The organism is Pseudarthrobacter sp. NPDC058119 (assembly GCF_042884655.1).
Lineage (GTDB): Bacteria > Actinomycetota > Actinomycetes > Actinomycetales > Micrococcaceae > Arthrobacter.
Map to the genome: position 1 here is coordinate 604,998 of NZ_JBHVTN010000002.1, position 26,079 is coordinate 631,076.

General features: G+C 67.9%; 20 protein-coding genes and 1 rRNA gene. 16 read left to right on the plus strand and 5 right to left on the minus strand.

The window, feature by feature from the left end; translation table 11 throughout:
* Nucleotides 1–18 precede the first annotated feature (18 nt).
* Nucleotides 19–723 carry a 4'-phosphopantetheinyl transferase family protein gene (locus tag ACFVTD_RS07760; RefSeq protein WP_387560451.1) on the plus strand — a complete coding sequence of 235 codons (705 nt, stop codon included), beginning with the start codon at nucleotides 19–21 and terminating at the stop codon, nucleotides 721–723.
* On the opposite strand, the gene ACFVTD_RS07765 is transcribed toward ACFVTD_RS07760, so the two are convergent.
* The 3 genes from ACFVTD_RS07765 to ACFVTD_RS07775 form a co-directional block, all read right to left on the minus strand.
* On the minus strand, nucleotides 687–2,048 hold the full coding sequence (locus tag ACFVTD_RS07765; RefSeq protein WP_387560454.1) for a M1 family metallopeptidase: 1,362 nt from the start codon (nucleotides 2,046–2,048) through the stop codon (nucleotides 687–689). The genes ACFVTD_RS07760 and ACFVTD_RS07765 overlap by 37 nt on opposite strands.
* On the minus strand, nucleotides 2,045–6,007 hold the full coding sequence (locus tag ACFVTD_RS07770; RefSeq protein WP_387560543.1) for a Pls/PosA family non-ribosomal peptide synthetase: 3,963 nt from the start codon (nucleotides 6,005–6,007) through the stop codon (nucleotides 2,045–2,047). The genes ACFVTD_RS07765 and ACFVTD_RS07770 overlap by 4 nt, the downstream gene beginning before the upstream one ends.
* A gap of 190 nt (nucleotides 6,008–6,197) precedes the next feature.
* Nucleotides 6,198–7,163: a quinone oxidoreductase family protein gene (locus tag ACFVTD_RS07775; protein ID WP_387560456.1), complete on the minus strand. Its 966-nt coding sequence runs from the start codon at nucleotides 7,161–7,163 to the stop codon at nucleotides 6,198–6,200.
* A 160-nt stretch (nucleotides 7,164–7,323) separates the two neighbouring features.
* Here ACFVTD_RS07775 and argC point away from each other — a divergent pair, with 160 nt between their 5' ends.
* From argC to ACFVTD_RS07830, 11 genes are all read left to right on the plus strand, one after another.
* Nucleotides 7,324–8,355 carry an N-acetyl-gamma-glutamyl-phosphate reductase gene (gene argC, locus ACFVTD_RS07780; RefSeq protein ID WP_387560459.1) on the plus strand — a complete coding sequence of 344 codons (1,032 nt, stop codon included), beginning with the start codon at nucleotides 7,324–7,326 and terminating at the stop codon, nucleotides 8,353–8,355.
* Nucleotides 8,352–9,518, plus strand: coding sequence for a bifunctional glutamate N-acetyltransferase/amino-acid acetyltransferase ArgJ (gene argJ / locus ACFVTD_RS07785; RefSeq protein ID WP_387560462.1), 1,167 nt, complete (start codon nucleotides 8,352–8,354; stop codon nucleotides 9,516–9,518). The genes argC and argJ overlap by 4 nt, the downstream gene beginning before the upstream one ends.
* A 55-nt stretch (nucleotides 9,519–9,573) precedes the next feature.
* Nucleotides 9,574–10,533: an acetylglutamate kinase gene (argB, locus tag ACFVTD_RS07790; protein WP_387560465.1), complete on the plus strand. Its 960-nt coding sequence runs from the start codon at nucleotides 9,574–9,576 to the stop codon at nucleotides 10,531–10,533.
* Entirely contained in the window at nucleotides 10,530–11,783 is a 1,254-nt protein-coding gene (locus ACFVTD_RS07795) for an acetylornithine transaminase (protein ID WP_387560468.1), read from the plus strand. The genes argB and ACFVTD_RS07795 overlap by 4 nt, the downstream gene beginning before the upstream one ends.
* Entirely contained in the window at nucleotides 11,780–12,781 is a 1,002-nt protein-coding gene (argF, locus tag ACFVTD_RS07800) for an ornithine carbamoyltransferase (RefSeq protein ID WP_387560471.1), read from the plus strand. The genes ACFVTD_RS07795 and argF overlap by 4 nt, the downstream gene beginning before the upstream one ends.
* On the plus strand, nucleotides 12,781–13,311 hold the full coding sequence (locus ACFVTD_RS07805) for an arginine repressor (protein WP_387560474.1): 531 nt from the start codon (nucleotides 12,781–12,783) through the stop codon (nucleotides 13,309–13,311). Before argF ends, ACFVTD_RS07805 begins: the two co-directional genes overlap by 1 nt.
* A gap of 46 nt (nucleotides 13,312–13,357) precedes the next feature.
* A complete protein-coding gene (locus ACFVTD_RS07810) occupies nucleotides 13,358–14,563 on the plus strand; it encodes an argininosuccinate synthase (protein ID WP_018763590.1) in 1,206 nt (401 codons plus the stop codon).
* Nucleotides 14,564–14,568: 5 nt separating this feature from the next.
* Nucleotides 14,569–15,996, plus strand: a complete 1,428-nt coding sequence (argH, locus tag ACFVTD_RS07815) for an argininosuccinate lyase (RefSeq protein ID WP_387560477.1) — start codon at nucleotides 14,569–14,571, stop codon at nucleotides 15,994–15,996.
* 202 nt (nucleotides 15,997–16,198) lie between these two features.
* A complete protein-coding gene (locus tag ACFVTD_RS07820; protein WP_387560480.1) occupies nucleotides 16,199–17,302 on the plus strand; it encodes a hypothetical protein in 1,104 nt (367 codons plus the stop codon).
* An 87-nt stretch (nucleotides 17,303–17,389) separates the two neighbouring features.
* Nucleotides 17,390–17,938 carry a pyridoxal 5'-phosphate synthase gene (locus tag ACFVTD_RS07825; protein WP_387560483.1) on the plus strand — a complete coding sequence of 183 codons (549 nt, stop codon included), beginning with the start codon at nucleotides 17,390–17,392 and terminating at the stop codon, nucleotides 17,936–17,938.
* Between the two features lie 21 nt (nucleotides 17,939–17,959).
* A complete protein-coding gene (locus tag ACFVTD_RS07830) occupies nucleotides 17,960–18,697 on the plus strand; it encodes a maleylpyruvate isomerase family mycothiol-dependent enzyme (RefSeq protein WP_387560485.1) in 738 nt (245 codons plus the stop codon).
* 19 nt (nucleotides 18,698–18,716) lie between these two features.
* Here the strand turns inward: ACFVTD_RS07830 and ACFVTD_RS07835 are convergent, their stop codons facing one another.
* Both ACFVTD_RS07835 and ACFVTD_RS07840 read right to left on the minus strand, forming a co-directional pair.
* Nucleotides 18,717–19,211 carry a methylated-DNA--[protein]-cysteine S-methyltransferase gene (locus ACFVTD_RS07835; RefSeq protein WP_387560488.1) on the minus strand — a complete coding sequence of 165 codons (495 nt, stop codon included), beginning with the start codon at nucleotides 19,209–19,211 and terminating at the stop codon, nucleotides 18,717–18,719.
* Nucleotides 19,208–20,701, minus strand: a complete 1,494-nt coding sequence (locus ACFVTD_RS07840; protein WP_387560491.1) for an AlkA N-terminal domain-containing protein — start codon at nucleotides 20,699–20,701, stop codon at nucleotides 19,208–19,210. Before ACFVTD_RS07840 ends, ACFVTD_RS07835 begins: the two co-directional genes overlap by 4 nt.
* A 129-nt stretch (nucleotides 20,702–20,830) precedes the next feature.
* Between ACFVTD_RS07840 and ACFVTD_RS07845 the strand changes: the two genes are divergently transcribed.
* The 4 genes from ACFVTD_RS07845 to ACFVTD_RS07860 form a co-directional block, all read left to right on the plus strand.
* Nucleotides 20,831–21,511: a DNA-3-methyladenine glycosylase gene (locus ACFVTD_RS07845; RefSeq protein ID WP_387560493.1), complete on the plus strand. Its 681-nt coding sequence runs from the start codon at nucleotides 20,831–20,833 to the stop codon at nucleotides 21,509–21,511.
* 51 nt (nucleotides 21,512–21,562) lie between these two features.
* Nucleotides 21,563–23,791 (plus strand): HelD family protein, encoded by a 2,229-nt coding sequence (locus ACFVTD_RS07850; RefSeq protein ID WP_387560496.1) that lies wholly within the window; start codon nucleotides 21,563–21,565, stop codon nucleotides 23,789–23,791.
* 34 nt (nucleotides 23,792–23,825) lie between these two features.
* On the plus strand, nucleotides 23,826–25,139 hold the full coding sequence (tyrS, locus tag ACFVTD_RS07855; protein WP_387560499.1) for a tyrosine--tRNA ligase: 1,314 nt from the start codon (nucleotides 23,826–23,828) through the stop codon (nucleotides 25,137–25,139).
* 492 nt (nucleotides 25,140–25,631) lie between these two features.
* Nucleotides 25,632–26,079: ribosomal RNA gene (locus ACFVTD_RS07860) — 16S ribosomal RNA — on the plus strand; the annotation flags it as partial.

The following is a 26,079-nucleotide window of genomic DNA, read 5'->3' on the forward strand; positions in this document are numbered from 1 at the left end:
TTTCGGGAAGGGCGGGTCATGGCGCAATGCGAAGTGCGCGCCATCCCGCCCTTCCTGCTGCCAGGGGAAGCGACCGCGGTGCGGCGGGAAGCCGAACACCTCCTGGACGGCGTTGAACTGGCGCGGGCCAAGGCGTTGGCCCCGGCCGGCGGCACCCGTCTCCTGGCCGGCCGGCTGGCGCTGCGGCGGTTCGCTGCGGAGCTGCTTTCCGTGCCCGCCGCAGACCTCACAGTGGCCTACAGCTGCCCGCGCTGCGGCACCGGACCGGAGCTGGGCCACGGCCGGCCGGGCTATTCCTACCGTGGCGCGACTCTGCCGCTGGCCCTGAGTCTTTCCCGGGCAGGGGACTGGACGCTGCTCGCCGCCGCGGTGGACGCCGCCCCGGGAATGCGCCTGGGGGTGGACATCGAGGATCCACTGCGAACCGGCTTTGATGGGTTCGACGAGGTTTCCCTGGCGCCTGCAGAGCGGCGGACTCTCAGGGACGTCCCGGCCGAACTGCTGCCGGCGGCGAGGGCACGGCTCTGGGCCCGCAAGGAAGCCTGGCTGAAGATGACGGGGGAGGGACTCACCATTGCGCCCTCCTCGCTGGACGTCCTCGACCGTCCCGGCCTGCGCGACCTGGACCCGGACGAAACCGGGCTGCCTCCACACCTTGCGGCCGCCGTCGCGCTTTCCGTGCCGGCTCAGGCCAGCGGTAATGGCGGCAGCGGCTCCTCGTAGAGCCAGGGGTGCAGCAGCGACTCCGCATCGACCGCCGTGGCACTGCTGACGGCCACGATGAAATCCTGCGTGGTGACGGACCCGTGCCTGTGCCCGGCGGTCCATTCCTGCAGCACAGCGAAGAAGGCGAGGTCGCCCACGGCCATCCGGACCGCGTGTACGGCCAGCGCGCCGCGCTTGTAGACCCGGTCGTCGAACATCCGCCCGGGACCGGGATCGCCCACCAGGATGTCCTGGTCTTCCTCTGCCAGCCGGCGCCAGGCAGCGGCGGCCTGTTCGGCCACGGGCATGACACCGGCTTCCTCGGACCAGATCCATTCTGCATAGCAGGCGAAGCCTTCATGCAGCCAGATGTCCTGCCAGCCCGCCGCCGTCAGGGAATTGCCAAACCACTGGTGCGAGAGCTCGTGGGCAATCAGGCGCTGGGACTCCCAGTCCAGGCCCAAATGGTTCGGCCCCAGGACGGCCAGCGACTGTGCCTCAAGCGGGATCTCCAGTTCGTCGTCCGTGACCACCACGGTGTACCCGGAGAACGGATACGGCCCGAAGCAGCTGCTGAACGTGCGCATCATCGCCGTCTGCCGGGCCAACCCCGTCACGGCTCGCTCCGCCAGGGCGGGGGAGACCGCCACGGACTGCGGAACCGGCATCCCGTGCCGGCCACTGTCCAGCTCCAGCAGTGCGTACCGGCCGATCTGGACCGTGGCCAGGTAGGCGGCCATCGGCTCCGACTGTTCGTAGACCCAGGTTTCCCGGCTGGCACGGGCGGTATGCGATTGCAGTACGCCGTTGCACACCACGCGGTAGTTCGCTTCAGTGGTGACGGTGAACCGGTAGCTCGCCTTGTCTCCGGAGTGGTCGTTGCAGGGGAACCATGAGGGTGCACCGTTGGGTTGTCCGGCCACCAGGACTCCGTCCGTCAGCTCCTCCCAGCCCACGTCGCCCCATGGGCCGCGGCGTGGCCGCGGATTGCCCTCGTAGCGCACCTCCAGGGTGAAGGGCTGGTCCGGTTCGAATGGGTGCGGTGCCGTGACCACCAGCTGACCCGCCCGCTGGGCGAAGCGGAGCGGCTTGCGGCCATCCAGCAGCACCTTCGTGGCGCGCAGGCCGACAAGGTCCAGGACAATGGCCGACGTCGGGGCGCAGGTCACGCCGTGCAGCACCGCTTTGCCGCTGAGCCGGTTGCTGGCCACACGGTAGTCCAGGTCCAGTTCGTACCGCCCTACGCGGAAGGCGTTCGTCCCGGCGCCGGGCAGGTACGGGTCGGGGGAGGCGCCGGTGGCTGCGATAAGTGCGCCCCGGGCGGCGGATGCTGAAGAACTCATGGGACCTTCGGTTCGGTGGCGGACGGTGATCCGGGCCCGCTCCATGGGCTGACCGGGTTACCCATCCAGTATGTTGCGGCGGGCACTGATTCGCCGCGCATCACCAGGGACGCCGGCCCCACCGTTCCGCCGGCGCCGATGCTGGCCTGGGGAAGGATGACCCCGTGCGGGCCCATGGTGGCCCCGTCCTCGAGCGTAACAGCGTCGATGCTCATCACGCGGTCGTGGAATAGATGGGTCTGCACCACGCAGCCCCGGTTCACCGTGGAATTCCGGCCCAGGGTCACCAGGTCCGCTTCGGGCAGCCAGTAGCTCTCGCACCACGTGCCGCCGCCAATCTTCGCCCCGAGCGCGCGCAGCCACCACACCAGGGCCGGGGTGCCCGAGGCCGCCCGGGCGAACCACGGGGCCGTGACCAGTTCGATGAAACTGTCCACCACTTCGTTGCGCCAGATGAATGAGCTCCAGAGGGGGTGTTCGCCGGGACGGATCCGTCCCACCAGGACCCATTTGGCCACCACGGATGCTGCGGCGGCCACGAAACCGGCGAGCAGCATCACCAGGCCGGTGAGCAGCGCCGCCACGGCGTAGCCGAAGCCTGCCGCGATCCAGTCAAAGGCCAGCATGGTGGCGGCCGCGATACCGGCGGTGAGCATGACCGGCAGGAAGCGGCCGAGCTCCCACAGGGTGCGCGCCAGCTTCAGCCTGGGCGGGGGCTGGAAGGTGCGGGTGTCGTCGGACGCGATGGCCGTCCGCCGCAGCCGGACGGGCGGGCTTCCCAGCCAGGATGTGCCGGACTTCGCTTTTGCCGGGGTGGCTGACAGGACGGCCACCAGCGAATTCTTCGGGACGTTGCGGCCCGCGGCGGTCATGCCGGAGTTGCCCAGGAAGGACCGTTTTCCGATTTTTGCCGGAGCCACGCGCAGCCAGCCGCCATCGAGCTCGTAGGAAGCCACCATGGTGTCATCAGCAAGGAACGCCCCTTCACCCACGGTGGTCATTTTCGGTATCAGCAGCACCGTGGATGCTTCCACGTTCCTGCCCACCTTTGCACCCAGCAGGCGCAGCCATACCGGCGTAAAGAGGCTGGCATAGATGGGGAAGAGCAGGTCCCGGGCCAGATCCAGCACCCGCTCGGTGGCCCAGATCTGCCAGCCGACGCGGCTGCGGACCCGGTGGTAGCCCTCGGTGATGCCGATGGACAGGAGCCGCGTGGCGGCCAGGACCAGGAGCGCCGTCGCTGTGAACCACACCAGGGACGCCGGAGCCAGGGCCGCCACGAGCCGGGGCAGGGCCCCTGTCAGCGAGGTGCTGCCCTGGATGAAGGCGTACGCGGTCCAGAGCCCTGCGGCCGCGGAGAGGTAGGGGATGGTGGACAGCACTGCGGAGGCCAGCGCAAAGCCGGCGAACCACGCCCGTGCGGCCAGCCTCCCCGGGACCGGGGTGTCCGGCACGGTGTGCTTCGCCTTGCCTTGCCGCCGGGCCGGCGACCCCGCCGCCAGCTGGCCCGCCTTCACCTTCCCCAGCACCGCGGAGCCGGCTTCCACTTGTGCGCCCGCCCCGATCGAAGACCCCGGCATCAGCGTGCTCCGCGCCCCGATGTTGGCGCCCCGGCCGATCCGGATAGCGCCGATGTGGACGTTGTCACCGTCGATCCACCACCCGGACAGGTCCACCTCCGGTTCCACGTTGGCTCCACTGCCCAGCGTCAGCATCCCCGTAACGGGCGGCAGTGAATGGAGCTGGACGTCGCGGCCGATTTTCGCCCCCAGCGCCCTGGCGTAATACGGCACCCAGGGCGCACTGGCGAGGCTGATGGCACCGGCGAGGTCCTGGATCTGTTCGGCGAGCCACAACCGGAGGTGGACCCGGCCGGACCGGGGGTAGATCCCCGGCTTCACGCCACGGAGGAGGATCCTGGCGGCGCCGACGGACAGCAGCATCCGCCCGGCCGGACTGACGAAGACCAGCCAGGAAGCCGCCACCCACCACCACGAAACGGTGGGCGCCGCGGTGAATCCCGCGAAGCCGGCCAACAGGTTGTTGATGGCCATGAGGTAGGTCAGCCAGCGCATGCCCACCAGGACGTGCAGGGGCACCCCCATGAGCGTCTGGAAGACCTGCGACTTCCTGGCGGTGGGCCGCACGGTGCGCTCCCGCGCAGGACCGGAGTCTCCGGCCGGGTGGACCTGCCGCGCCAGCTCCACCAGTGCGCCCACCCGGGGCGTGGCATAGACATCGGCCACCGTGATGGTGGGGTAGCGCACCCTGAGCGCGGACACCAGTTGCGCGGCGGACAGTGATCCGCCGCCGTAGGCAAAGAAGTCGGCATCCAGCGAGCTGACTGGACTGCCCAGCACGCTGCTCCACTGCTCCACGATCCACGTGGCATCGTCCGGGAGGTTCAGCGGAGCTGCATCCGCTTCGGCGGCGCCCGCACCGGCCAGTGGCCACGGCAGGGCGTGCCGGTCCACTTTTCCGCTGGTCTTGGTGGGGAGCGACTCCACAGCCGCCAGCAACGGCACCAGGGCCGCCGGGAGCCTGGCGGACAGTTGTTCCCGTGCAGCCGCCAGGTCCAGGTCCTGGCCGGATACCGGCGCAAGGTAGCCCACCAGGATCTGGTTGCCCGCGGCGGTGGTCTGCACGGCTGCCGCGGCGCCGGCGACTCCTGGGAGTGCCTGCATGGCCGCGTCGATCTCGCCGAGTTCGATCCGGCGGCCGCCCAGCTTGACCTGGTCGTCGGCGCGGCCCTGGAAGACCAGGCCCGCTTTTTCGTATCGTACGAGGTCGCCAGACCTGTAGGCGCGGTCCCACCCCAGGCCCGGCATCGGCGCGTACTTTTCCGCGTCCTTCACCGGATCAAGGTAGCGGGCCAGGCCCACTCCGCCGATGATGAGTTCGCCCACCGCGCCCTCGGCCACCGGCACCGCGTTCCCGTCAACGATGGCCAGGTCCCAGCCGTCCAGGGGCAACCCGATCCGTACCGGGCCGGGCCCGCCAAGGGGCGCCGCGCAGGCCACCACCGTCGCTTCCGTGGGACCGTAGGTGTTCCAGACCTCCCGGCCCTCCACGGCAAGGCGTTCAGCCAGCTCCGGCGGGCAGGCCTCGCCGCCGAAGATCAGGAGGCGGACGTTTTCGAGTGATTCGGCTGGCCACAGCGCCGCGAGGGTGGGCACGGTGGAAACGGCCGTGATGCCGTGGTTGATCAGCCACGGCCCCAGATCCATGCCGGTGCGGATCAACGCCCGTGGCGCGGGCACCAGGCAGGCGCCGTGGCGCCACGCAAGCCACATCTCCTCGCAGGAAGCGTCGAACGCGACGGACAGGCCGGCCAGGACCCGGTCCTGGGGGCCGAGCGGATCCCCGCGAAGGAAGATCCTCGCCTCCGCGTCAACGAATGCCGCCGCCGACCGGTGCTGGACAGCCACCCCCTTGGGCGTCCCAGTGGATCCCGACGTAAAGATGATCCAGGCGTCGTCGCCGGGACCCGGCGGCCGGGCACCCTTGAAGGGACCGCCGGGCAGGGTTCTGCCAGGCCCCGGTTCAATGGCGCCGCCGGCCCTGAGGACGGCCGCCACGCCCGCTTCGCCGAACACCAGCGTGGCCCGCTCGTCGGGGTCGTCCGCATCCACGGGAACGTAGGCGGCGCCCACCAGGAGGATGGCCAGGATGGAGACATACAGTTCGCTGGTGCCGGAGGGGATCCTCACGCCAATCCTGTCGCCGGCGCCCAGTCCGGCGTGGTGCAACCGCCGGCCGGTGGCCCGGACGGCCTGCAGCAACTGGGCGTAGCTGAGCGACGTGCGGCCGTCATCCAGTGCGGACGCCTCGGGAAAACGGGCGGCTGTCTCCTGCAGGATGTCAATCAGGGTCCTGGCCGGCGGTGCAGCGAGGGCGCCGGGCAGCTGGGGCTGGTGGGCCGCAGGGCGCCCGCCGCCGCTGTAGGACGCCCGGGACATGTCCGGGGCTGCTGCTGCGTCTGTCATTGTGCTGGCTGGCTCCTCGCGGGAACGTGCATCCCCGGAGGGGACCTGCTGCTGGATCACCCCCGTATTTTCCGCAGAGAAGATGAACAACAGGTGTCCGGCGCGCCCGGAGGCGCCGCTTCGGGCCGTCCGGGCGTTTGCGCGCCGTTCACGTGGCCGGACATTAGGGCACCAGGAGAACCTTCCCGGTGGTCCTGCGGCCCTCGAGGTCGCGGTGCGCCTGCCCGGCCTGGCTGAGCGGGTAGCGTGCACCGATCCGGACCTTGAGGCTGCCGTCGGCGGCGGCGGCAAAAACTTCATCCGAACGCCAGCGCCTTTCCGTGGCGTCCCGCAGGTAGTGGCCCATGGTGGGCCGCGTCAGGAACAGGGAGCCGCCGGAGTTCAGGCGCTGGGGGTCGAATGGGGGGACTGGGCCGGACGCGGCGCCGAACAGCACCAGCATTCCGCGGACCCGCAGGGACGCCAGCGAGCCGTCGAAGGTGTCCTTCCCCACGCCGTCGTACACCACGTCCACTCCGGTGCCGCTCGTGATGTCCCTGACCCGTTCGGAGAAGCCGTCGTAGCGCAGTACGTGGTCCGCGCCGGCGTCGAGCGCAAGCTGTTCCTTTTCGTCGGTGGAGACCGTGGTGATGACTTCCGCCCCACGGGCCTTGAGCAGCTGGATCAGCAGCAGCCCCACGCCTCCGGCGCCCGCGTGCAGCAGGACCTTGTGGCCCGGCTCCACCTTGAACGTCGAGTTCATCAGGTAATGGGCGGTGACGCCCTGCAGGGGGAGGGCGGCGGCGGTGAAGATGTCCAGCCCCTTCGGCACCGGGAGCGCGGCGTCCTCATCCACCAGCGCATAGTCCGCGTAGCAGTTGATGCCTTCTGCAGTAGCTACCCGGCTGCCCACGCTGAATCCGGTCACTCCTTCGCCAACTGCCTCTACCGTGCCGGCGGCCTCCGACCCGGGCGTGAACGGGTAAGGGACCTTGTAGATCCCGCTGCGCTTATAAGTGTCAATGAAGTTGACGCCGGCCGCCCCGACCTTGAACAGCAGCTGTCCCGGACCGGGAGTGGGGATTTCCACCTCCGCGTAGTCAAGGACTTCCGGTCCGCCTGCCTGCCGTGCGACGATTGCGTGCGTCATGGCGCTCCTTTCGCGGGTCCCGGCATCTCCGGCCCCGGCTGCCGAAACCATCCTAGGGACACAGTGGGATGGCAGGACAAGTGCCGGCCCGTCATCAAGAACCATTCGTCTATGCATAAATATCGGTAGCAATGCATAAATATTGTTGTATAGTCGAAGCATGACTATTTCTGTTGCGGTTTCGGGCGCCAGCGGCTACGCCGGGGGAGAGGTCCTCCGCCTGCTCGCCGGCCACCCCGGTGTGACCATTGGAGCCATCACAGCCCACAGCAACGCCGGTTCCCGCCTCGGTGAACTCCAGCCCCACCTGCACGGACTGGCCAGCCGCATCCTTGAGGACACCACGGTGGAGAACCTCTCCGGCCACGACGTCGTGTTCCTTGCCCTGCCGCACGGTGCCTCCGCGGAGATCGCCGCCCAGCTGCCGGAGGGAACGGTAGTCATCGACGCCGGCGCGGACCACCGGCTTGAGGACCCTGCCGCGTGGGAAAAGTTTTACGGCTCCGCCCACGCCGGCACCTGGCCCTACGGACTTCCCGAGCTGCCCGGCCAGCGCGAAGCCCTCAAGGGCGCCGAGCGCATCGCCGTTCCGGGCTGCTACCCCACCTCGTCCCTGCTGGCCCTCGCACCGGGCTTCGCCGCGCACCTGCTGGAGCCCGACGACGTCGTCATCGTTTCAGCGTCCGGCACCTCCGGCGCGGGCAAGGCCGCCAAGGTGAACCTGATCGGTTCCGAAGTCATGGGCTCCATGAGCCCCTATGGCGTGGGCGGCGGGCACCGGCACACGCCCGAAATCGAACAGGGCCTGTCCAACGCCGCCGGCGAAAAAGTCACCGTATCGTTCACGCCCACCCTTGCCCCCATGAGCCGCGGCATCCTGACCACCGCCACTGCGAAGGTCAAGGCCGGCACCACGGCCGCGCAGCTGCGGCTGGCCTGGGCCGAGGCGTACGACGACGAACCGTTCGTCCACCTGCTGCCGGAAGGCCAGTGGCCGACGACCAAATCGGTCCAGGGCTCCAACCACGCCGTCATGCAGCTGGCCTTCGACGCCCACACGGGACGGGTCGTCGTCACCAGCGTGATCGACAACCTCACCAAGGGCACCGCAGGCGGGGCCGTCCAGTCCATGAACATCGCACTCGGCCTGCCGGAAACTGCCGGCCTCAACCTGCAGGGAGTAGCCCCGTGACCATCACCGCACCCCAGGGATTCCGGGCCGCCGGCGTCACCGCCGGACTCAAGGCCTCCGGCAACCCCGACCTCGCCCTGGTCGTCAACGACGGACCCTCCAAGGCAGCTGCCGCCGTCTTCACCAGCAACCGCGTGGCAGCCGCCCCCGTGCACTGGTCCCGCCAGGTGGTCTCCGACGGCCGGGTGGACGCCGTCATCCTGAACTCCGGCGGGGCCAACGCCTGCACCGGACCCACCGGCTTCCAGAACACCCATAGCACGGCGGAGAAAGTTGCGAAGGTCCTCGGCATTTCGGCCACTGACGTCTTCGTTTGCTCCACGGGACTGATTGGCGAGCAGTTGCCCATGGACAAGATCCTCCCCGGGGTGGAGGCCGCTGCGGCGGCGCTGAGCACCGACGGCGGCCCGGATGCAGGCACCGCCATCATGACGACGGACAGCGTGCCCAAGTCCGCCCTCTTCATCGGCACCGACGCCGACGGCCAGGAATTCAGCATCGGCGGCATCGCCAAGGGCGCCGGCATGCTGGCCCCGGGCCTGGCCACCATGCTGGTGGTGCTCACCACGGATGCCATGGTGCAGCCGGAGATGCTCGACGTCGTCCTGCGCGACGCCACGCGCGTCACGTTTGACCGGGCGGACTCGGACGGCTGCATGTCCACCAACGACACCGTGGTCCTGCTGGCCTCCGGCGCTTCCGGGGCTGTGCCGTCCGCCGAGGCGTTCGGCGCCGGACTGACGCAGGTCTGCGCGGAGCTGGCACGCAAACTGATCGCCGATGCCGAGGGCGCCAGCCACGACATCGCCATCCGGACCTTCAACGCCGCCAGCGAAGCCGACGCCGAGACCGTCAGCCGGTCTGTCGCCCGCTCCAACCTGTTCAAGGCCGCCATCTTCGGCAAGGACCCTAACTGGGGCCGCGTGCTCTCCGCTGTCGGCACCACCGACGCCGCATTCGAACCGGACAAGCTCAACGTGGCCATGAACGGCATCCAGATCTGCCGCGACGGCAGCATCGGCGATGACCGCTCCCTGGTGGACCTGGAGCCGCGCGAAGTCCTGGTGGAAATTGACCTGCAGGCAGGCGACGCCGAAGCCACCATCTGGACCAACGACCTCACCCACGACTACGTGCACGAAAACAGCGCCTACTCCAGCTAGGAATCCCAGCAGGCGAACGACCTGCGAGGCCCAAACCGCCGTGGAAAGTGACACCATGAACACCCAGACGCGTGAAACCACCAGCATGTCCGCTGCCCAGGACAAGGCAGAAACCCTGATCGAGGCCCTGCCCTGGATCCAGCGGTTCGCCGGCACCACCATGGTGATCAAATACGGCGGCAACGCCATGGTCAACGACGAACTCCGGCGTGCTTTCGCCGAGGACATCGTTTTCCTGCACCATGTGGGCATCCACCCGGTGGTGGTCCATGGCGGCGGCCCCCAGATCAACGCCATGCTGGGCCGGCTGGGCATCGAATCCGAATTCAAGGGCGGCCTGCGGGTCACCACCCCTGAGGCGATGGACGTGGTCCGCATGGTCCTCACCGGCCAGGTGGGACGCGAACTGGTGGGGCTGATCAACTCCCACGGGCCGTACGCCGTCGGCATGTCCGGCGAAGACGGCGGCCTGCTCCGCGCCGTCCGCACCGGGACCGTGGTGGACGGCGAAGAAGTGGACCTGGGCCTGGTCGGCGAGGTGGTCGGCGTCGACCCCGCAGGCATCATGGACATCCTCGCCGCGGGCCGCATCCCCGTGATTTCCACGGTGGCCCCGGAAATCATCGACGGCGGCGAGGGCGTGGCGGGGGCTGCGCGGTTCCAGCCCACCGGCCAGGTCCTGAACGTCAATGCCGATACCGCGGCGGCCGCCGTGGCCTCGGCACTTGGAGCCTCCAAGCTGGTGATCCTGACCGACGTCGAAGGCCTCTACGCCAACTGGCCGGACAAGTCCTCCCTGATCTCGTCCCTCACCGCTTCTGAACTGCGGAAGATGCTGCCGAAGCTTGAGTCCGGCATGATCCCCAAGATGGCCGCCTGCCTCAAGGCCGTCGACGAGGGAGTGGAACGCGCACACATCGTGGACGGCCGCCTGGCCCACTCCATGCTTCTTGAAACATTTACGACCGCGGGCATCGGCACCCAGGTAGTCCCGGATGAGGAGATCAACGGATGAACACCATGGAAAAACCATCTGTGAATGAGTTAGTGGAAACCACGGGCCACGCCGGCTCCGAGTGGCTGTCCCGCTACTCGGACTCGCTGATGAACGTGTTCGGCACGCCGCAGCGGGTCCTGGTCCGCGGCGCCGGCTGCCTGGTCTGGGACGCCGACGGTAGGGAATACCTTGACCTGCTCGGCGGCATCGCGGTCAACGCCCTGGGCCACGCCCACCCGTTTGTCACGTCGGTCATCGCCAGCCAGCTGGCCACCCTGGGCCACGTCTCCAACTTCTTCACCAGCCCCACCCAGGTGGCCCTGGCCGAAAAACTCCTGGAACTGGCGCACGCTCCCGCCGGCTCCAAGGTGTTCTTCAGCAACTCCGGCACCGAAGCGAATGAGGCCGCCTTCAAGCTGGCACGCCGCAACACGGGGGACGGACAGGTCAAGCGCACGAAGATCGTCGCCCTTGAGGGTGCGTTCCACGGCCGGACCATGGGCGCGCTGGCGCTTACCGCCAAGGAAGCCTACCGTGCACCCTTCGAGCCGCTGCCCGGCGGCGTGGTGCACATCCCGTTCGGGGACATCGCCGCGCTGGAAGCCGCTGTGGATGACACCGTTGCCGCCGTCTTCCTGGAACCGATCCAGGGCGAAGCCGGCGTCCGGCCCCTTCCGGCGGGCTACCTGAAGGCAGCCCGGGAAGCCACCAGCAAGGTGGGCGCCCTGCTCATCCTGGACGAGGTCCAGACGGGCATCGGCCGGACCGGCAAGTGGTTTGCCAGCGAGGACGCAGGCATCGTTCCCGACGCCATCACCCTGGCCAAGGGCCTCGGCGGAGGCTTCCCGATCGGTGCCCTCATCACGTTCGGTGAGGAGACGTCGTCGCTGTTGTCCGCAGGCCAGCACGGCACCACTTTCGGCGGGAACCCCGTGGCCACCGCGGCGGCCCTTGCCACCCTCCATGCCCTGGAAAGCCAGAACGTTCTCGCGAACGTTGCCGCCGTGGGGAAGCACCTGCGCTCCGCGTTGGCCGGCATCCCCGGCGTCACCGAGGTCCGCGGCGAAGGGCTCCTGATCGGCTTCGACCTCGACGCCGATGTTGCCCCCGCCGTGGTGCAGGCCGCCCTGGATGCCGGCTTCATCGTCAACAGCCCGGGCCCGCGCACCATCCGCCTGGCGCCCCCGCTGATCCTCACCGCAGCGCAGGCCGATACCTTCCTCTCCGCTTTCCCGGCAATCCTCCAAGCAGCAAAGGACGCCCAGTGACCACCGCAACCCGGCACTTCCTCAAGGACACCGACCTCAGCCCCGCCGAGCAGGCGGAGGTGCTGGAACTTGCCGCCCGCATGAAGGCGGCCCCCTACAGCGTCCAGCCCTACGCCGCGGAAGGCAGCGGCCGCAAGACCGTCGCCGTGATCTTCGACAAGACCTCCACCCGCACCCGCGTCTCCTTCGCCACCGGCGTGGCCGACATGGGCGGCAACGCCCTGATCATCAACCCGGGCGAAGCACAGATCGGGCACAAGGAATCCGTGGAGGACACCGCCAAGGTCCTCGAACGCATGGTCTCCACCATCGTGTGGCGCACCGGCGCCCATGCAGGCCTGGTGGCCATGGCCGAAAACTCGAAGGTCCCGGTCATCAACGCCCTGTGCGACGACTACCACCCCTGCCAGCTGCTGGCGGACCTGCTGGCCGTCAAGGAACACAAGGGCGAGCTCAAGGGCCTCACCATGAGCTACCTCGGAGATGCCGCCAACAACATGGCCAACTCCTACCTGCTGGCCGGCGTCACGGCCGGCATGCACGTCCGCATCGCCGGGCCGGCGGGCTACCTGCCTGCGGAGGACATCGTGGCAGCAGCCGAGGAACGCGCGGCGGAAACCGGCGGCTCCGTGCTCATCACTACGGATGCCAAGGAAGCCCTGCAGGGGGCAGACGTCGTCGCTACCGACACCTGGGTCTCCATGGGCCAGGAAGCCGAAAAGGAAGCCCGGCTGCAGCTGTTCCGGGACTACTCCGTCGACGGTGACGCCATGGCACTCGCTGCGGATGACGCCGTCGTGCTCCACTGCCTGCCCGCCTACCGCGGCTACGAAATCTCCGCGGACGTCATCGACGGTCCGCAGTCCATCGTCTGGGACGAAGCCGAAAACCGGCTCCACGCGCAGAAGGCCCTGATGGCCTGGCTGATGCACCGCTCCGGCCTCGCCTTCGTGGACGGACTTTCCCCCGTCGAAGGCACCGGGGAGAGCACGTTCTAGTGTCCGCCCAGCCGTCTTCCCCGGGTTCCAGCCCGGCCACCAAGACCGCCCGGCAGGCGCGCATCATCGCCATCCTCACCGGGCAGTCCGTGCGTTCCCAGGCAGAACTGGCGGCGCTCCTGGCGGACGACGGCGTCCAGGTCACCCAGGCCACGCTGTCCCGGGACCTGGTGGAGCTCGGCGCCGTCCGCGTCCGCGGGAAGGAGGGCGTCCTGGTGTACGCCGTCCCCGGCGAGGGCGGGGAACGGGCCGCCAAGAGCGGCGTCACCCAGGAGATCCTGGACGCCCGGCTGGCCCGGCTGTGCAGCGAACTGCTGGTTACCGCCGAAGCATCCGCCAACATCGCGGTCCTCCGGACGCCGCCGGGAGCTGCGAACTTCCTGGCCCTGGCCATCGACCACTCGGTGATGCCGTCCATCCTGGGCACCATCGCCGGTGACGATACCGTCCTGCTGGTCTCCCGCGACCCGCTGGGCGGCCCGGACCTCGCCGCCCGTTTCCTGCAGCTCGCGGAAGATGCCGGGCAATAAGCTTGAAGAGAAAATCATCCAACAACCCCAACAAGGAGCATTTAAAGTGACTGAACGCATTGTGCTGGCCTACTCCGGCGGCCTGGACACGTCCGTCGCCATCGGCTGGATCGGTGAAGCCACCGGTGCCGAGGTCATCGCCGTGGCGGTCGACGTCGGACAGGGCGGCGAATCGCTGGAAACCATCCGCCAGCGCGCCCTGGGCTGCGGCGCCGTCGAAGCCTACGTCGCCGACGCCTCGGACGAGTTCGCCAACGAATACTGCGTGCCCACCCTGAAGGCCAACGCCCTCTACCAGGGCCACTATCCGCTGGTGTCGGCTATCTCCCGCCCGGTGATCGTCAAGCACCTGGTCAAGGCTGCCCGCGAATTCGGCGCCACCACCGTGGCCCACGGCTGCACCGGCAAGGGCAACGACCAGGTCCGCTTCGAAGTGGGCATCCAGACCCTCGGCCCGGACCTGAAGTGCATCGCACCCGTCCGCGACCTCGCCCTCACCCGCGACAAGGCCATCGCCTTCGCCGAGGAGAAGGGCCTGCCCATCGAGACCACCAAGAAGAACCCGTACTCCATCGACCAGAACGTCTGGGGACGCGCCGTCGAGACCGGCTACCTCGAGGACATCTGGAACGCTCCCACCAAGGACATCTACGACTACACCGCCACCCCGGAGTTCCCGCCGGCACCGGATGAGGTCACCATCTCCTTCGAAGCCGGCGTGCCGGTCGCGATCGACGGCGTCAAGGTCACCCCGCTGCAGGCCATCAAGGAACTGAACCGCCGCGCCGGTGCACAAGGCGTCGGCCGCATCGACGTCGTCGAGGACCGCCTGGTGGGCATCAAGTCCCGCGAGATCTACGAAGCCCCGGGCGCCATGGCTCTGATCACCGCGCACAAGCACCTCGAGGACATCACCATCGAACGCGAGCAGGCCCGCTTCAAGGCCACCGTGGGCCAGCGCTGGGCCGAGCTGGTCTACGACGGCCAGTGGTTCTCCCCGCTGAAGCGCTCCCTGGACGCCTTCATCGAGGACACCCAGAAGTACGTCTCCGGCGACATCCGCATGACCCTGCACGGCGGCCAGGCCATCGTCAACGGCCGCCGCTCCGACACCTCGCTGTACGACTTCTCCCTGGCCACCTACGACACCGGCGACACCTTCGACCAGTCCCAGGCCAAGGGCTTCATCGAGCTGTGGGGCATGTCTGCCAAGGTTGCCTCCGGCCGCGACATCCGCGTCGCAGGGAAGTAGCCCGCGTGGCTGAGCAAAAAACCGAGGCAACGAACGCAGGTGCCCTGTGGGGCGGCCGGTTCGCCGGCGGCCCCGCGGACGCCCTGGCTGCGCTGAGCAAGTCAACGCACTTCGACTGGCGGCTTGCCCGCTACGACATAGCCGGCTCCAAGGCGCACGCCCGCGTGCTGCACAAGGCCGGGCTACTGGACGACGCCGAGCTGGAAGGCATGCTCGCGGCCCTGACGCAGCTGGACGAGGATGTGGCATCCGGTGCCTACCTGCCCGCCGAGTCGGATGAGGACGTGCACGGTTCCCTGGAGCGCGGCCTGATCGAGCGAGCCGGTGCCCAGCTGGGCGGCAAGCTCCGCGCGGGCCGGTCCCGCAACGACCAGGTGGCCACCCTGGGCCGGATGTTCCTGCGCGACCATGCCCGGATCATCGCCCGCGGTGTCCTGGCCACCGTGGACGCGCTCGTGGAGCAGGCCAGGGCGCACCACGGTGTCGCCATGCCGGGCCGCACCCACCTGCAGCACGCCCAGCCGGTCCTGCTCAGCCACCACCTGCTGGCCCACGCCTGGGCCCTGCTGCGCGATGTGCAGCGGCTCCAGGACTGGGACAAGCGGGCAGGGGTTTCGCCCTACGGTTCCGGCGCCCTGGCCGGCTCCTCGCTTGGACTGGACCCGGAAGCGGTGGCGGCGGACCTCGGTTTCTTCTCCGCCGTTCACAACTCGATCGACGGCACCGCGTCCCGCGATGTCTTCGCCGAGTTCGCCTGGGTCTGCTCGATGGTCGGCGTGGACCTGTCCCGGATCTCCGAGGAAGTCATCTTCTGGGCCACCAAGGAGTTCTCCTTCGTCACGCTTGATGATTCGTACTCCACGGGGTCCTCGATCATGCCGCAGAAGAAGAACCCGGACGTCGCCGAGCTGGCCCGTGGCAAGGCGGGGCGCCTGATCGGCAACCTGACCGGGCTGCTGGCCACGCTCAAGGGCTTGCCGCTGGCGTACAACCGCGACCTGCAGGAGGACAAGGAGCCGGTGTTCGACGCCGCCGATACCCTGGAGCTGCTGCTCCCGGCCGTGTCCGGCATGATCGCCACGCTGAAGTTCAACACGCAGCGGATGGAATCGCTGGCCCCGCAGGGCTTCGCCCTGGCGACGGACATCGCCGAATGGCTGGTCCGCCAGGGCGTGCCGTTCCGCGAAGCCCACGAACTGTCCGGTGCCGCCGTCAAGCAGGCGGAGTCCCGCGGCGTTGAGCTGTGGGACCTGACGGACGAAGAGTACGCGGCGATCTCGGAGCACCTGACCCCGGAGGTCCGCACCGTCCTCTCCACCGAGGGTTCACTGAACAGCCGCAACTCCCAGGGCGGAACGGCACCGGCCGCCGTCGAACGCCAGCTGGCTGCGCTGGAAGGCGAGCTTGCCGGCGTGCGGGAGTACGCCGGGTAGGAAGCATTGTTGACCCTGGCGGCCGGCTTGCGGTTTTCCGCAGAGGTCCCCTTCCCATTGTGGAGGGGGACCTCTGTCGTTTCTGAAAGTTCCACCCCCGAAAAGTGAGCAGCAGCCCCAAGGCTGCACGCCTGGGCCTACTCGGGCCGGACACGCGGTCGTAGACTCCGGGGTATCACAAGGGAGTTCAAGGGGGCACTGGGTGGACAACAGTCCGGGCATTCAGATCGACGCACAGAAAATCAAAACGGTGAATTCTGACGCCATGTTTTACCAGGGATACCTGTGCGTGCCCGCTCCCGACCGGCAACAGCCCTCAACCCGTGAGATCGACGCCGCCATCGCCGAGATCCGGATGGACGAGCTCCCTGACCAGCGCTATCACGCCGTCCAGGTCAGCCGAGGCAGTGCCATCTATATCTGGCAGATCGATTCCCCCCGCCATGCGGTGGAAGTGGCAGGAGTGATCGCAGGTGCCATCGCTGCGGTCGGCTTCAGCGGGACCATCACGGCCTGCGCCGACAAGCTGGGCCCCAGGCCTCGGACGGGCCGGATGGGCTACACAGCTGCCATTTGCGCTGCTGATGCCGCGCTTGATCACCGCGAGACTCCGTTGGCCTTTCGCGAAACCAAGAAGAACCTGGACCGCTGGGCGGTCAACAGCCGTACGTTCAGGGACATAGTCGACTTGTTCGTACGCTGGGCGATGGCGAACGCCACCGGGCCGGTCCTCGCCGGCTTGCACTTCACGCTGGCGCGCTGCGAGGCCCACCAGGTGGCAGACGTGATTATGCAGTGCTGTGCAGATGTGGGTTGTGCCGAACTGCTTTTCCCGACACGGGACGGCGACCGATATGTGATCTTCTCTTGGGAGGGTTGGATTCTTCCATCAATCGAGATCAAGGGTTCTGAAACAGCGGCGTGGGAGTCGTTGACGGGCTTGCTTACGGACATGGCCCCTCATGTCGATTACGCTGCTGTCACCAGCGGCTGGTTTGGAATTCCCACTCCCCGCAGCGCAATGATTCAGCACGGTATCCCCGGGCCGGAGGCCATCGATCTTTCCGCTGACCACCACTCAATGAAGACAACTGTGCCTGGGATTTTTGGTGCCCAGGTTCTTGGCACCGGCCACCCTGACCTCCAGCCTCCAGGCTTCTGGAACGTGACCCCCTTGGGCGCCGGCCGGCGGATGTTCACCGCGCCCAATGCCAGTGACTGGTGGACAACTCCCACCCTCCATCCAGAAAACGGTTTCGACGAACTCCGGCAGGCCAACAGGCAAATTCTGGGCGACTGGATGTGATTTGTAGCGTTCCCATCCGGCACCCCTCGCCCTTGGCTCCGGTTCAAGTTCCGCGGCCCCCTTGGCGTCTGTGGCTAGGCTGGGGCCATGAGCGAAACCTTCCGCAAGTTCCTTCGCACACTGCCCGACTTTCCATCCGACCTGCCCGGCTTCGACCCGGCCATCGCACCGCAGGACCCGGCGTTGCTTTTCAAGCAGTGGCTGGACGAGGCACTGGATGCAGGGGAGCAGCAGCCGCACGCCTTCAGCCTCGCCACGGTGGGTGCGGGGGCCGGCGGCGGCCCGCAGCCTTCGTCTCGGATGCTCATCCTGAAGAACATTGACGACGACGGCTGGCACTTCGCAACGTCCCGCACCTCCCGCAAGGGCCGTGAGCTGTCGGGGTCACCGCGCGCGGCGATGAATTTCTACTGGGCGGCCCTGGGCCGGCAGGTAAGGGTCGTGGGCACCGTGGTTGAGCTTTCCGCAGAGGCCTCCGCCGTCGACTGGCATGAGCGGCCCCGGGCCGATGGCAGCGACAACCCGGACTGGCAGCTCTACGCCCTCCAGCCGGCCGAAATAGAGTTCTGGCAGGCCAGCAACGACCGCCGGCACGTCCGCCACCGTGTCGGGCCGGACGGAAGCCCCCTGGACTGACCGCTCGGCTAGGCTGGCCGCATGACCTCACCTTCCCCTGCCGCCCTCCCCGCTGAACTGCACAAGGCCGCGGACGCACTGACCGCTGCGGTGGACCGGATTCCGGGCGGCGGCGAAAAGGCCCCCTCAACCCTTCCCAGCTGGAGCCGCGGCCACCTCCTGGCCCATATCGCCGGCATCTGCAGTGCGCTGGCCCGGCAGGTGGAGTTCGGCCGCCGGGGCGAAACGGTGGAGCTGTACGACGGCGGCGTGGACGGCCGCAACCGGGCCATCGAGCTTGCCGCCGGCCACAGCCTGGAGGAGCACCGGGAGGACGTCGCAGCCGCGCTGCAGCGGGCACTGGCGGCCTTCGATGCGCTGGGGCATGACGAATGGCAGACCCGCATCGCCTTCCGCGACGGCGTGATGTTCGACGCCGGCCTGGCCCTCTGGCGCGAACTGGTCATCCACACCGCGGACCTGGACACCGGCGCGGGACCCGAAACCTGGAATTTGGCATTTTGCTCCCACCTCTTCGACTTCCTCGCCGCCCGGGTGCCGGCGCAAACCCGGCTGGTCCTGCAGCCCGTGGCACTCCCGCCGCTGACCCTCGGAACGGGCGGCAGCACCGTCGTCGTCAGCGGGATGGTGACGGACATTGCGGCCTGGCTTGCGGGCCGGCAGCCGTCGCTGGACAGCCTGCGGGCCACCGCCGCCGGGGACGGCGCCGATCTTCCCGGTCTGCTTCCCTGGCCGTCGGCGATGCCGGACCCCAAGTAGCCATTCGCCCGGGGAGCGGTCAGGCGGCCTCGCGGGCCAGCAGGCTTTCCTTGATACGCAGGCCCCAGCGGAACCCGCCCAACGTGCCGTCGGTCCTGATGACGCGGTGGCACGGCACGAACAGGGCTGCGGCGTTAAAAGCGCAGGCGCTGGCGGCGGCCCGGACGGCGCGCGGGTTGCCGGCCAGGGCGGCGTACTCCGAGTAGGTGACGGGTGAGCCGGGCTTGACCTGCCGCAGCACATCCCAGGCGTGGGCGCGGAACGGCCCGGACTGCTGGCGGACCGGCACTGCCATGGCCGGGGCGGGGTCGCCGGCGTAGAAGGCCTCCACGGCAGCTGAGATCGGACCAAGGTCCGTTACGTCTTCCACGGTGTCGGGCCGCAGCGCAGGGTGGACCTGGCCGGTCAGCTCGGCCAGCCCCGCCGTCCAGCCGGACGCAAGGACCACGCCATCACTGGCGAGGACGGTAAACGGACCGTCCGGCGTGGACAGCTGGAGCAGTTGGGCTTTCATGGCGTCCCTTTCGCGGGAATGGTGGTTGGCGTGCCGGGCCGGGCGGCAGCGCGCCAGAGGTGCATGGTGGCGTAGGAGCGCCAGGGGCTGGCCTCGCGGAAGTCGGGGCTCGGGGCGCTGGTCCCATTATCGAGGGCGCGGATGCCGTTCCGCACGGCGGCGTCGTTGGCGAGGAATATGTCCGGGGCGCCCAGGACGCGCATGGCGGCGTACCCCACGGTCCAGGGCCCGACGCCGGGAAGCGGCAACAGTGCGGCGGTGAGGCTGGGGAGGTCATCGCCGTAGCCGAAGTCCAGGTGGCCGGTGGCCATGGCGGACGCGGCGTGCAGCAACGACTCGGTCCTCCGCCGGGGGCCGCGGAGGAGGTGCCCGGCGGCCGCGATTTCCGCCGGGGCGGGAAACAGGCGGTCCAGGCCGTCGCCGGGTGCACTGGTGGGACTGCCCGCCGCGGACAGCTGGGTCAGGGCTGTCCTGGCGGCGGCCACCGTGATCTGCTGTCCCACCATGGCCCGCACCAGCAGTTCCTGCGGATCCACGGCGCCCGGCAGGCGCATCCCCGGCGCGGCGGCAACCGAACCGGCAAGCCGGGAATCGGCGGCGAGGGTGCCGTCGATCGCTTCAGGGTCCGCATCGAGGTCGAACAGCCGGCGGACGCGGCTGAGCAGCGCCGGAAGGTCGCGAAGGTCCACCGCACCGATGGTGAGGGTCAGCGGCCGTTCCCGGGCCCCGTCGTCGTACTCCACCCGGAAGCGGGCGTCGCCGTGGGGGAGCCGCAGCGTCCGGGCATAGGAGGTGGGGGTCCCCTCCTCGATCCCCGGGATGGCGCGGACCGCCAGGAAGGAGAAGACGCCGGGGTCGAAGGGCGGCCGGTAGGGCAGGTCCAGGGTCAGGGCCGTGGCGCCGCCGCCGTTCACCGGATGGCGGACGGTCCTCCCCGGAGACGTTTGACGCAGCGCCGTGGGGGTCATATCGAACACCTCGGCGATGGTTTCGTTGAACTGCCTGATACTGCTGAAGCCGGCCGCGAACGCAACGTCGGCGAGCTTCATGGACGTTGACACCAGCAGGGTGCGGGCCGTCTGGGCCCTGGCGGCGCGGGCCAATGACAGGGGACCGGCACCGAGTTCCTGGCCCAGGATCCGGTTCAACTGGCGCGGCGAATACCCCAGCCGGGCGGCCAGGCCCGCCACGCCATCGCGGTTGACCACGCCATCGTTGATCAGGCGCATCGCACGCCCAGCGATGTCCTGCCGCACGTTCCAGGCCGGGGTGCCGGGGACCGCCTCCGGAAGGCAGCGCTTGCAGGCGCGGTAGCCTGCCTCATGCGCCGCGGCGGACGTCTCGTAGAACGTAACGTTGGAGGCCTTGGGTGTCCGGGCAGGGCAGGAGGGGCGGCAGTAAATCCCCGTGGTGCGGACGGCCGTAAAGAACTGTCCGTCGAACCGGGTATCGCGGGCATCGATTGCCCGGTAGCGCTGCCAGAAGTCCATGCCTCCATCCTGCCAGCGGGCGGCCAGCCCTACTAGCGGAAATCGGACATGGCCGTGGGCCCCGGACCGGCTGCCCGGACAACGTTCGGAGGACGGATGAAAACCGCAGCATCCGGGTAAGGTCAAGCAATGGACCACAGCACTGGGGCGACGGCACAAATCCGGGATTTCCTCTCCGCAGACGCCCGCGAACTCGCACCGCAGCTGCTCGGGGCCGTACTCACCCACGAGTCCCGCGACGGCTCGGTGTCCATCCGGCTGACGGAGGTGGAGGCCTACATGGGGCCCGAGGACTCCCTGCACCCGGACCCCGGATCGCACACCTACCGTGGGCCGACGCCGCGCAACGCCCCTATGTTCGGCCCGCCCGGGCACCTCTATGTCTATTTCACGTACGGGATGCACCACTGCACCAACATCGTCTGCGGTCCGGCCGGCGCCGCGTCCGCGCTGCTGCTGCGGGCGGGGGAGGTCGTGGATGGGCAGGAGCTGGCCCGGCGGCGCCGTCCGACGTCGAAAACTCCCGCGGACCTGGCCAGCGGACCGGCCCGGCTTGCCAAGGCACTCGGGCTGACGACGGCGGACAGCGGCCGGGACGCGCTGGCTCCCCCTTTCGGGCTGGAGCTTCCGTCCGTCCCCGCCGGCCGGGTCAGTTCCGGTCCCCGGGTGGGGGTGGCCGGTGCCGGAGGTTCGGAGGACTACGCCTGGCGGTTCTGGCTCACAGGTGACCCCACCGTCTCGAAGTACAAGGCGGCAAAACCGAGGAACCGAAACACCGCCGGTGCACCGCCCGGGTTTCACCGGCGTTAACGGAAATGGTTGTAGAATGGACGGTCTGTCTTTCGCGATAGGGGAACGTTAATGCACGACGCCGAATTGGCCCACGAACGGGAGTATGTAGCCGGCCTGTATGCCCGGCTGGAGGAACTCCGGGAGGAGAAGCGCGGCCAGCTGGCGCAGGTCCGCCGTGCCGGAGCCGTGGGCACCATGCAGAACGTTTCGGAACGTGACGCGTTCGCCGCACTGTATGAGGACCGCCTGGCGCAGCTGGACGCTGTGGATGACCGGTTGGTCTTTGGCCGCCTCGACCTCGACTCCGGCGAAGCGCAGTACATCGGCCGCATCGGCCTCACCACCGAGGACCTCCAGCGGCTCATGGTGGACTGGCGTGCCCCCGAGGCCGGGCATTTCTACCAGGCCACGGCCTTTGACCGGCAGGGCGTCCGCCGCCGCCGGCACCTGATCCTGCAGGGACGCGAGGTCAAGGCCATCGAGGACGATGTCCTGGACGCAGGGATGCTTACGGACGATGAATCGCTTCAGGGCGAAGGTGCCCTGCTGGCTGCCCTCAACTCCAAGCGGACCGGCCGCATGTCGGACATCGTCAGCACCATCCAGTCGGAGCAGGACCGGATCATCCGCTCCTCCATCTCCGGCGCCGTCGTAGTCCAGGGCGGCCCCGGCACCGGCAAGACCGCCGTGGCCCTGCACCGCGCCGCCTACCTGCTCTACACCCACCGTGACCGGCTTAAGAGCGCGGGCGTCCTGCTGGTGGGACCGTCGTCGTCGTTCATGAAGTACATCGAACGTGTGCTGCCCTCCCTTGGCGAGACCGGCGTGGTCATGGCCAGCCTTGGCCGGCTCATGCCCGGCATCAACGCCGTTCCCGAGGCGGACGCCGACGTCGCCGCCATCAAGGGGCGGCTGGACATGGCCGCCATCGTGGCCAATGCCGTGTCCAACCGCATGCGGGTACCGCCGCAGAACCGGATCCTGGAGGTGGACGGGCGCAAGCTCACCCTGACGCCGCGGCAGGTCCGCCGTGCCCGGGAGCGGGCCCGCGCCACCGGGAAGCCGTACAACGAGGCCCGCGTGACGTTCGTGAAGATCCTGCTGCGCGAACTGACCGAGCAGATGACCGAGCTCGTGGAAGCCGGAAACATCGGCAACAACGCGGACCGCTCGTACCTTGCCGAGGATGTCCGGACCGCCCGCGACGTACGGATCGCCCTGAACCTGTGCTGGATGCCCATGACGCCGGAGAAGCTCATCTCGGATCTCTTCAGCAAACCGGAAATCCTGGAGTTCTGCACCCCGCACCTGACCCCTGCCGAGCGGGCGCTGCTGCAGCGTCCGGCCGATGCGCCGTGGACCGAGTCCGACGTCCCGCTGCTGGATGAAGCCGCTGAGCTGCTGGGGGAGCTGGACCCGGCGGCGGGCCGCGGGCTGGCCCAGCAGGAGCACGACCGTGCCCGGGACCTCGCCAACGCCAAGCAAACCCTGGTGAACATGGAGGCCGCCGGGGTGGACCCGCTGATGTCCGCAGAGGAGCTGGCGGAGCAGAACCGGGAGCAGGAAGCCCGGCAGACGGCGGCCGAACGCGCAACGAGCGACCGCACCTGGGCTTTCGGGCACATCGTGGTGGATGAAGCCCAGGAGCTTTCGCCGATGCAGTGGCGGCTCCTGGTGCGCCGGTGCCCGCTGAAGTCCTTCACGATCGTCGGCGACATTGCCCAGACCAGTTCCGTGGCTGGCGCCAACTCCTGGCAGGGGGCCCTTGCCCCAATGTTTGGCGACCGGTGGCAGCTGGAGGAACTGACCGTCAACTACCGCACGCCCTCGCAAATCGCGGAGGCAGCGGTCCGCATGGCCAACGCCGCCGGCCTGGTGGTTTCCGCGCCCAAGGCCGTTCGCGAGGGCCGGTGGGACCCGATCATCGACGAAGTGTCCGCCGGCGCCGTCGTGGAGCGGCTCGTGGAGGTCCTCCCGGATGAGCTGGCAGCGCTCGACGGCGGCCTGCTCGCCGTGATTGCCGACGGTGACCTCCTGCCCCAGGCATCGGCAGCCCTGCGCGCCGTGTATGGGCGCAGGATCGGCACCGGGGCCGGCAGCTACGAACAGGACATCGTGGTCATCAGTCCGCGCGAGGCCAAGGGCCTGGAGTTTGACGGCGTCGTGGTCCTTGAACCGTCCGTGATGCTCAACCACGAACACGGCAAGGTGGGGGACCTGTACGTCGCCATGACGCGCGCCACGCAGCGGCTGCGGCTGATCGCAGCGCAACCCGTACCCGCCGGGATTGCCCGCTGACAGCGGAATCGGCGTTACTGCTAACTTAGGAAGCGTGCCAGAACTGAACAACCTCGAACCGCAGCGCAACGACCCCACTTTCGCCAACATTTGGCAGGAACTGAAGTGGCGTGGGCTGGTCCATGTCTCCACCGATGAAGCGGAGCTTGAGAAGCTCCTCGCCAACGGGCCGGTCACGTACTATTGCGGCTTCGACCCCACCGCGCCCAGCCTGCACCTGGGCAACCTGGTCCAGCTCCTGGTCATGCGGCGGCTCCAGCTGGCAGGGCACAAACCGCTCGGCCTGGTGGGCGGGTCCACCGGCATGATCGGGGACCCGCGTCCGACGGCGGAACGCACCTTGAACACCAAGGACACCGTGGCCGAATGGGTCGGCTACCTGCAGGCCCAGGTCCAGCGCTTCCTCAGCTTCGATGGGGACAACGCAGCCAGGATGGTGAACAACCTGGACTGGACGGCGCCCCTGAGCGCCATCGACTTCCTGCGTGAGGTGGGAAAGCACTTCCGGGTGGGCACCATGCTGCGCAAGGACGCCGTGGCATCCCGCCTGAACTCGGATGAAGGCATCAGCTACACCGAGTTCAGCTACCAGATCCTGCAGGGCATGGACTACCTGCAGCTCTACCGCGACTACGGCTGCGTCCTGCAGACCGGCGGCTCGGACCAGTGGGGCAACCTCACCAGCGGTACCGAACTGATCCGCAAGGTGGAGGGCAAGAGCGTCCATGCCCTGGGAACGCCGCTGATCACCAACTCCGATGGCACCAAGTTCGGCAAGAGCGAGGGCAACGCCATCTGGCTCGACGCCGGCATGTGCAGCCCCTACGCGTTCTACCAGTTCTGGCTCAACACCGCAGACGCGGACGTTGTGGACCGGCTCAAGGTGTTCACCTTCCTGACGCGCGCCGAGATCGAAGAGATTGCGGTATCGGTGGCCGAGCGTCCGTTCGCCCGGGAGGGGCAGCGGAAGCTTGCCTTTGAGGTGACTTCATTGGTGCACGGCGTTGACGCCACCGAAAAGGTCATCGCGGCGTCGGCTGCCCTCTTCGGCAACGGCGATTTGGCTGCCCTGGACAAGGCAACCCTGCAGGCTGCCACCTCTGAACTTCCTTCCACCACCGTCCAGGTGGATGAAATGGGAATCGTGGACCTGCTCGTGGCGTCCGGCCTTTCCGAAAGCAAGTCCGCTGCACGCCGGACCGTCGGCGAAGGCGGAGCGTATGTGAACAACGAGAAAGTCTCGGATCCTGAAGCTGTGATCTCCGAGTCGGAGCTCCTGCATGGCCAGTACCTGCTCCTGCGCAGGGGCAAGAAGAACCTTGCCACGGTCGAGGTACTGGTCCCGTAACCGCGGGAGCGAAACCTACCCCTTCACGCCCCTCTGCAGCCGATTTGCGCGGCCGCGGAGGGGCGTGTATTGTTTTCTGAGTCGCCGCCGCTGAGTGGCGACAAACCCCCAACTGATATTGAGAAGCAATTCTCGGCCATGCGGTGCATGGAACGAAAACTGCTTCGCATTCTGCTGGGCGGATTCATTCCGTTGAGTGAATTCCGGGAAAACAACCGGATTTGCAAAAACGAATATGAATGAAATAAGATAAAAACATCGCAGCGAAGAAATACGGAATAAAAATTCTTACTGAATTATTCCGGGAATATTCGAATGTGTCTGTTGTTTGAGAACTCAATAGTGTGCCAAGTTTGTTGATACCAATTATTTTATTGGTTGTTTTGGCTGTGCCGCCACCCCGTGGTTGGCATGGTTTTTACAGCTGGTTTCAAATTTTGTGCAGCCTTTCGTGCCGTTATTTCCGGTGTGTTTGGTTGTGTCTGTTTGTTTTCAACGGAGAGTTTGATCCTGGCTCAGGATGAACGCTGGCGGCGTGCTTAACACATGCAAGTCGAACGATGAAGGGAGCTTGCTCCTGGATTAGTGGCGAACGGGTGAGTAACACGTGAGTAACCTGCCCTTGACTCTGGGATAAGCCTGGGAAACTGGGTCTAATACCGGATATGACCTTCCATCGCATGGTGGTTGGTGGAAAGCTTTTGTGGTTTTGGATGGACTCGCGGCCTATCAGCTTGTTGGTGGGGTAATGGCCTACCAAGGCGACGACGGGTAGCCGGCCTGAGAGGGTGACCGGCCACACTGGGACTGAGACACGGCCCAGACTCCTACGGGAGGCAGCAGTGGGGAATATTGCACAATGGGCGCAAGCCTGATGCAGCGACGCCGCGTGAGGGATGACGGCCTTCGGGTTGTAAACCTCTTTCAGTAGGGAAGAAGC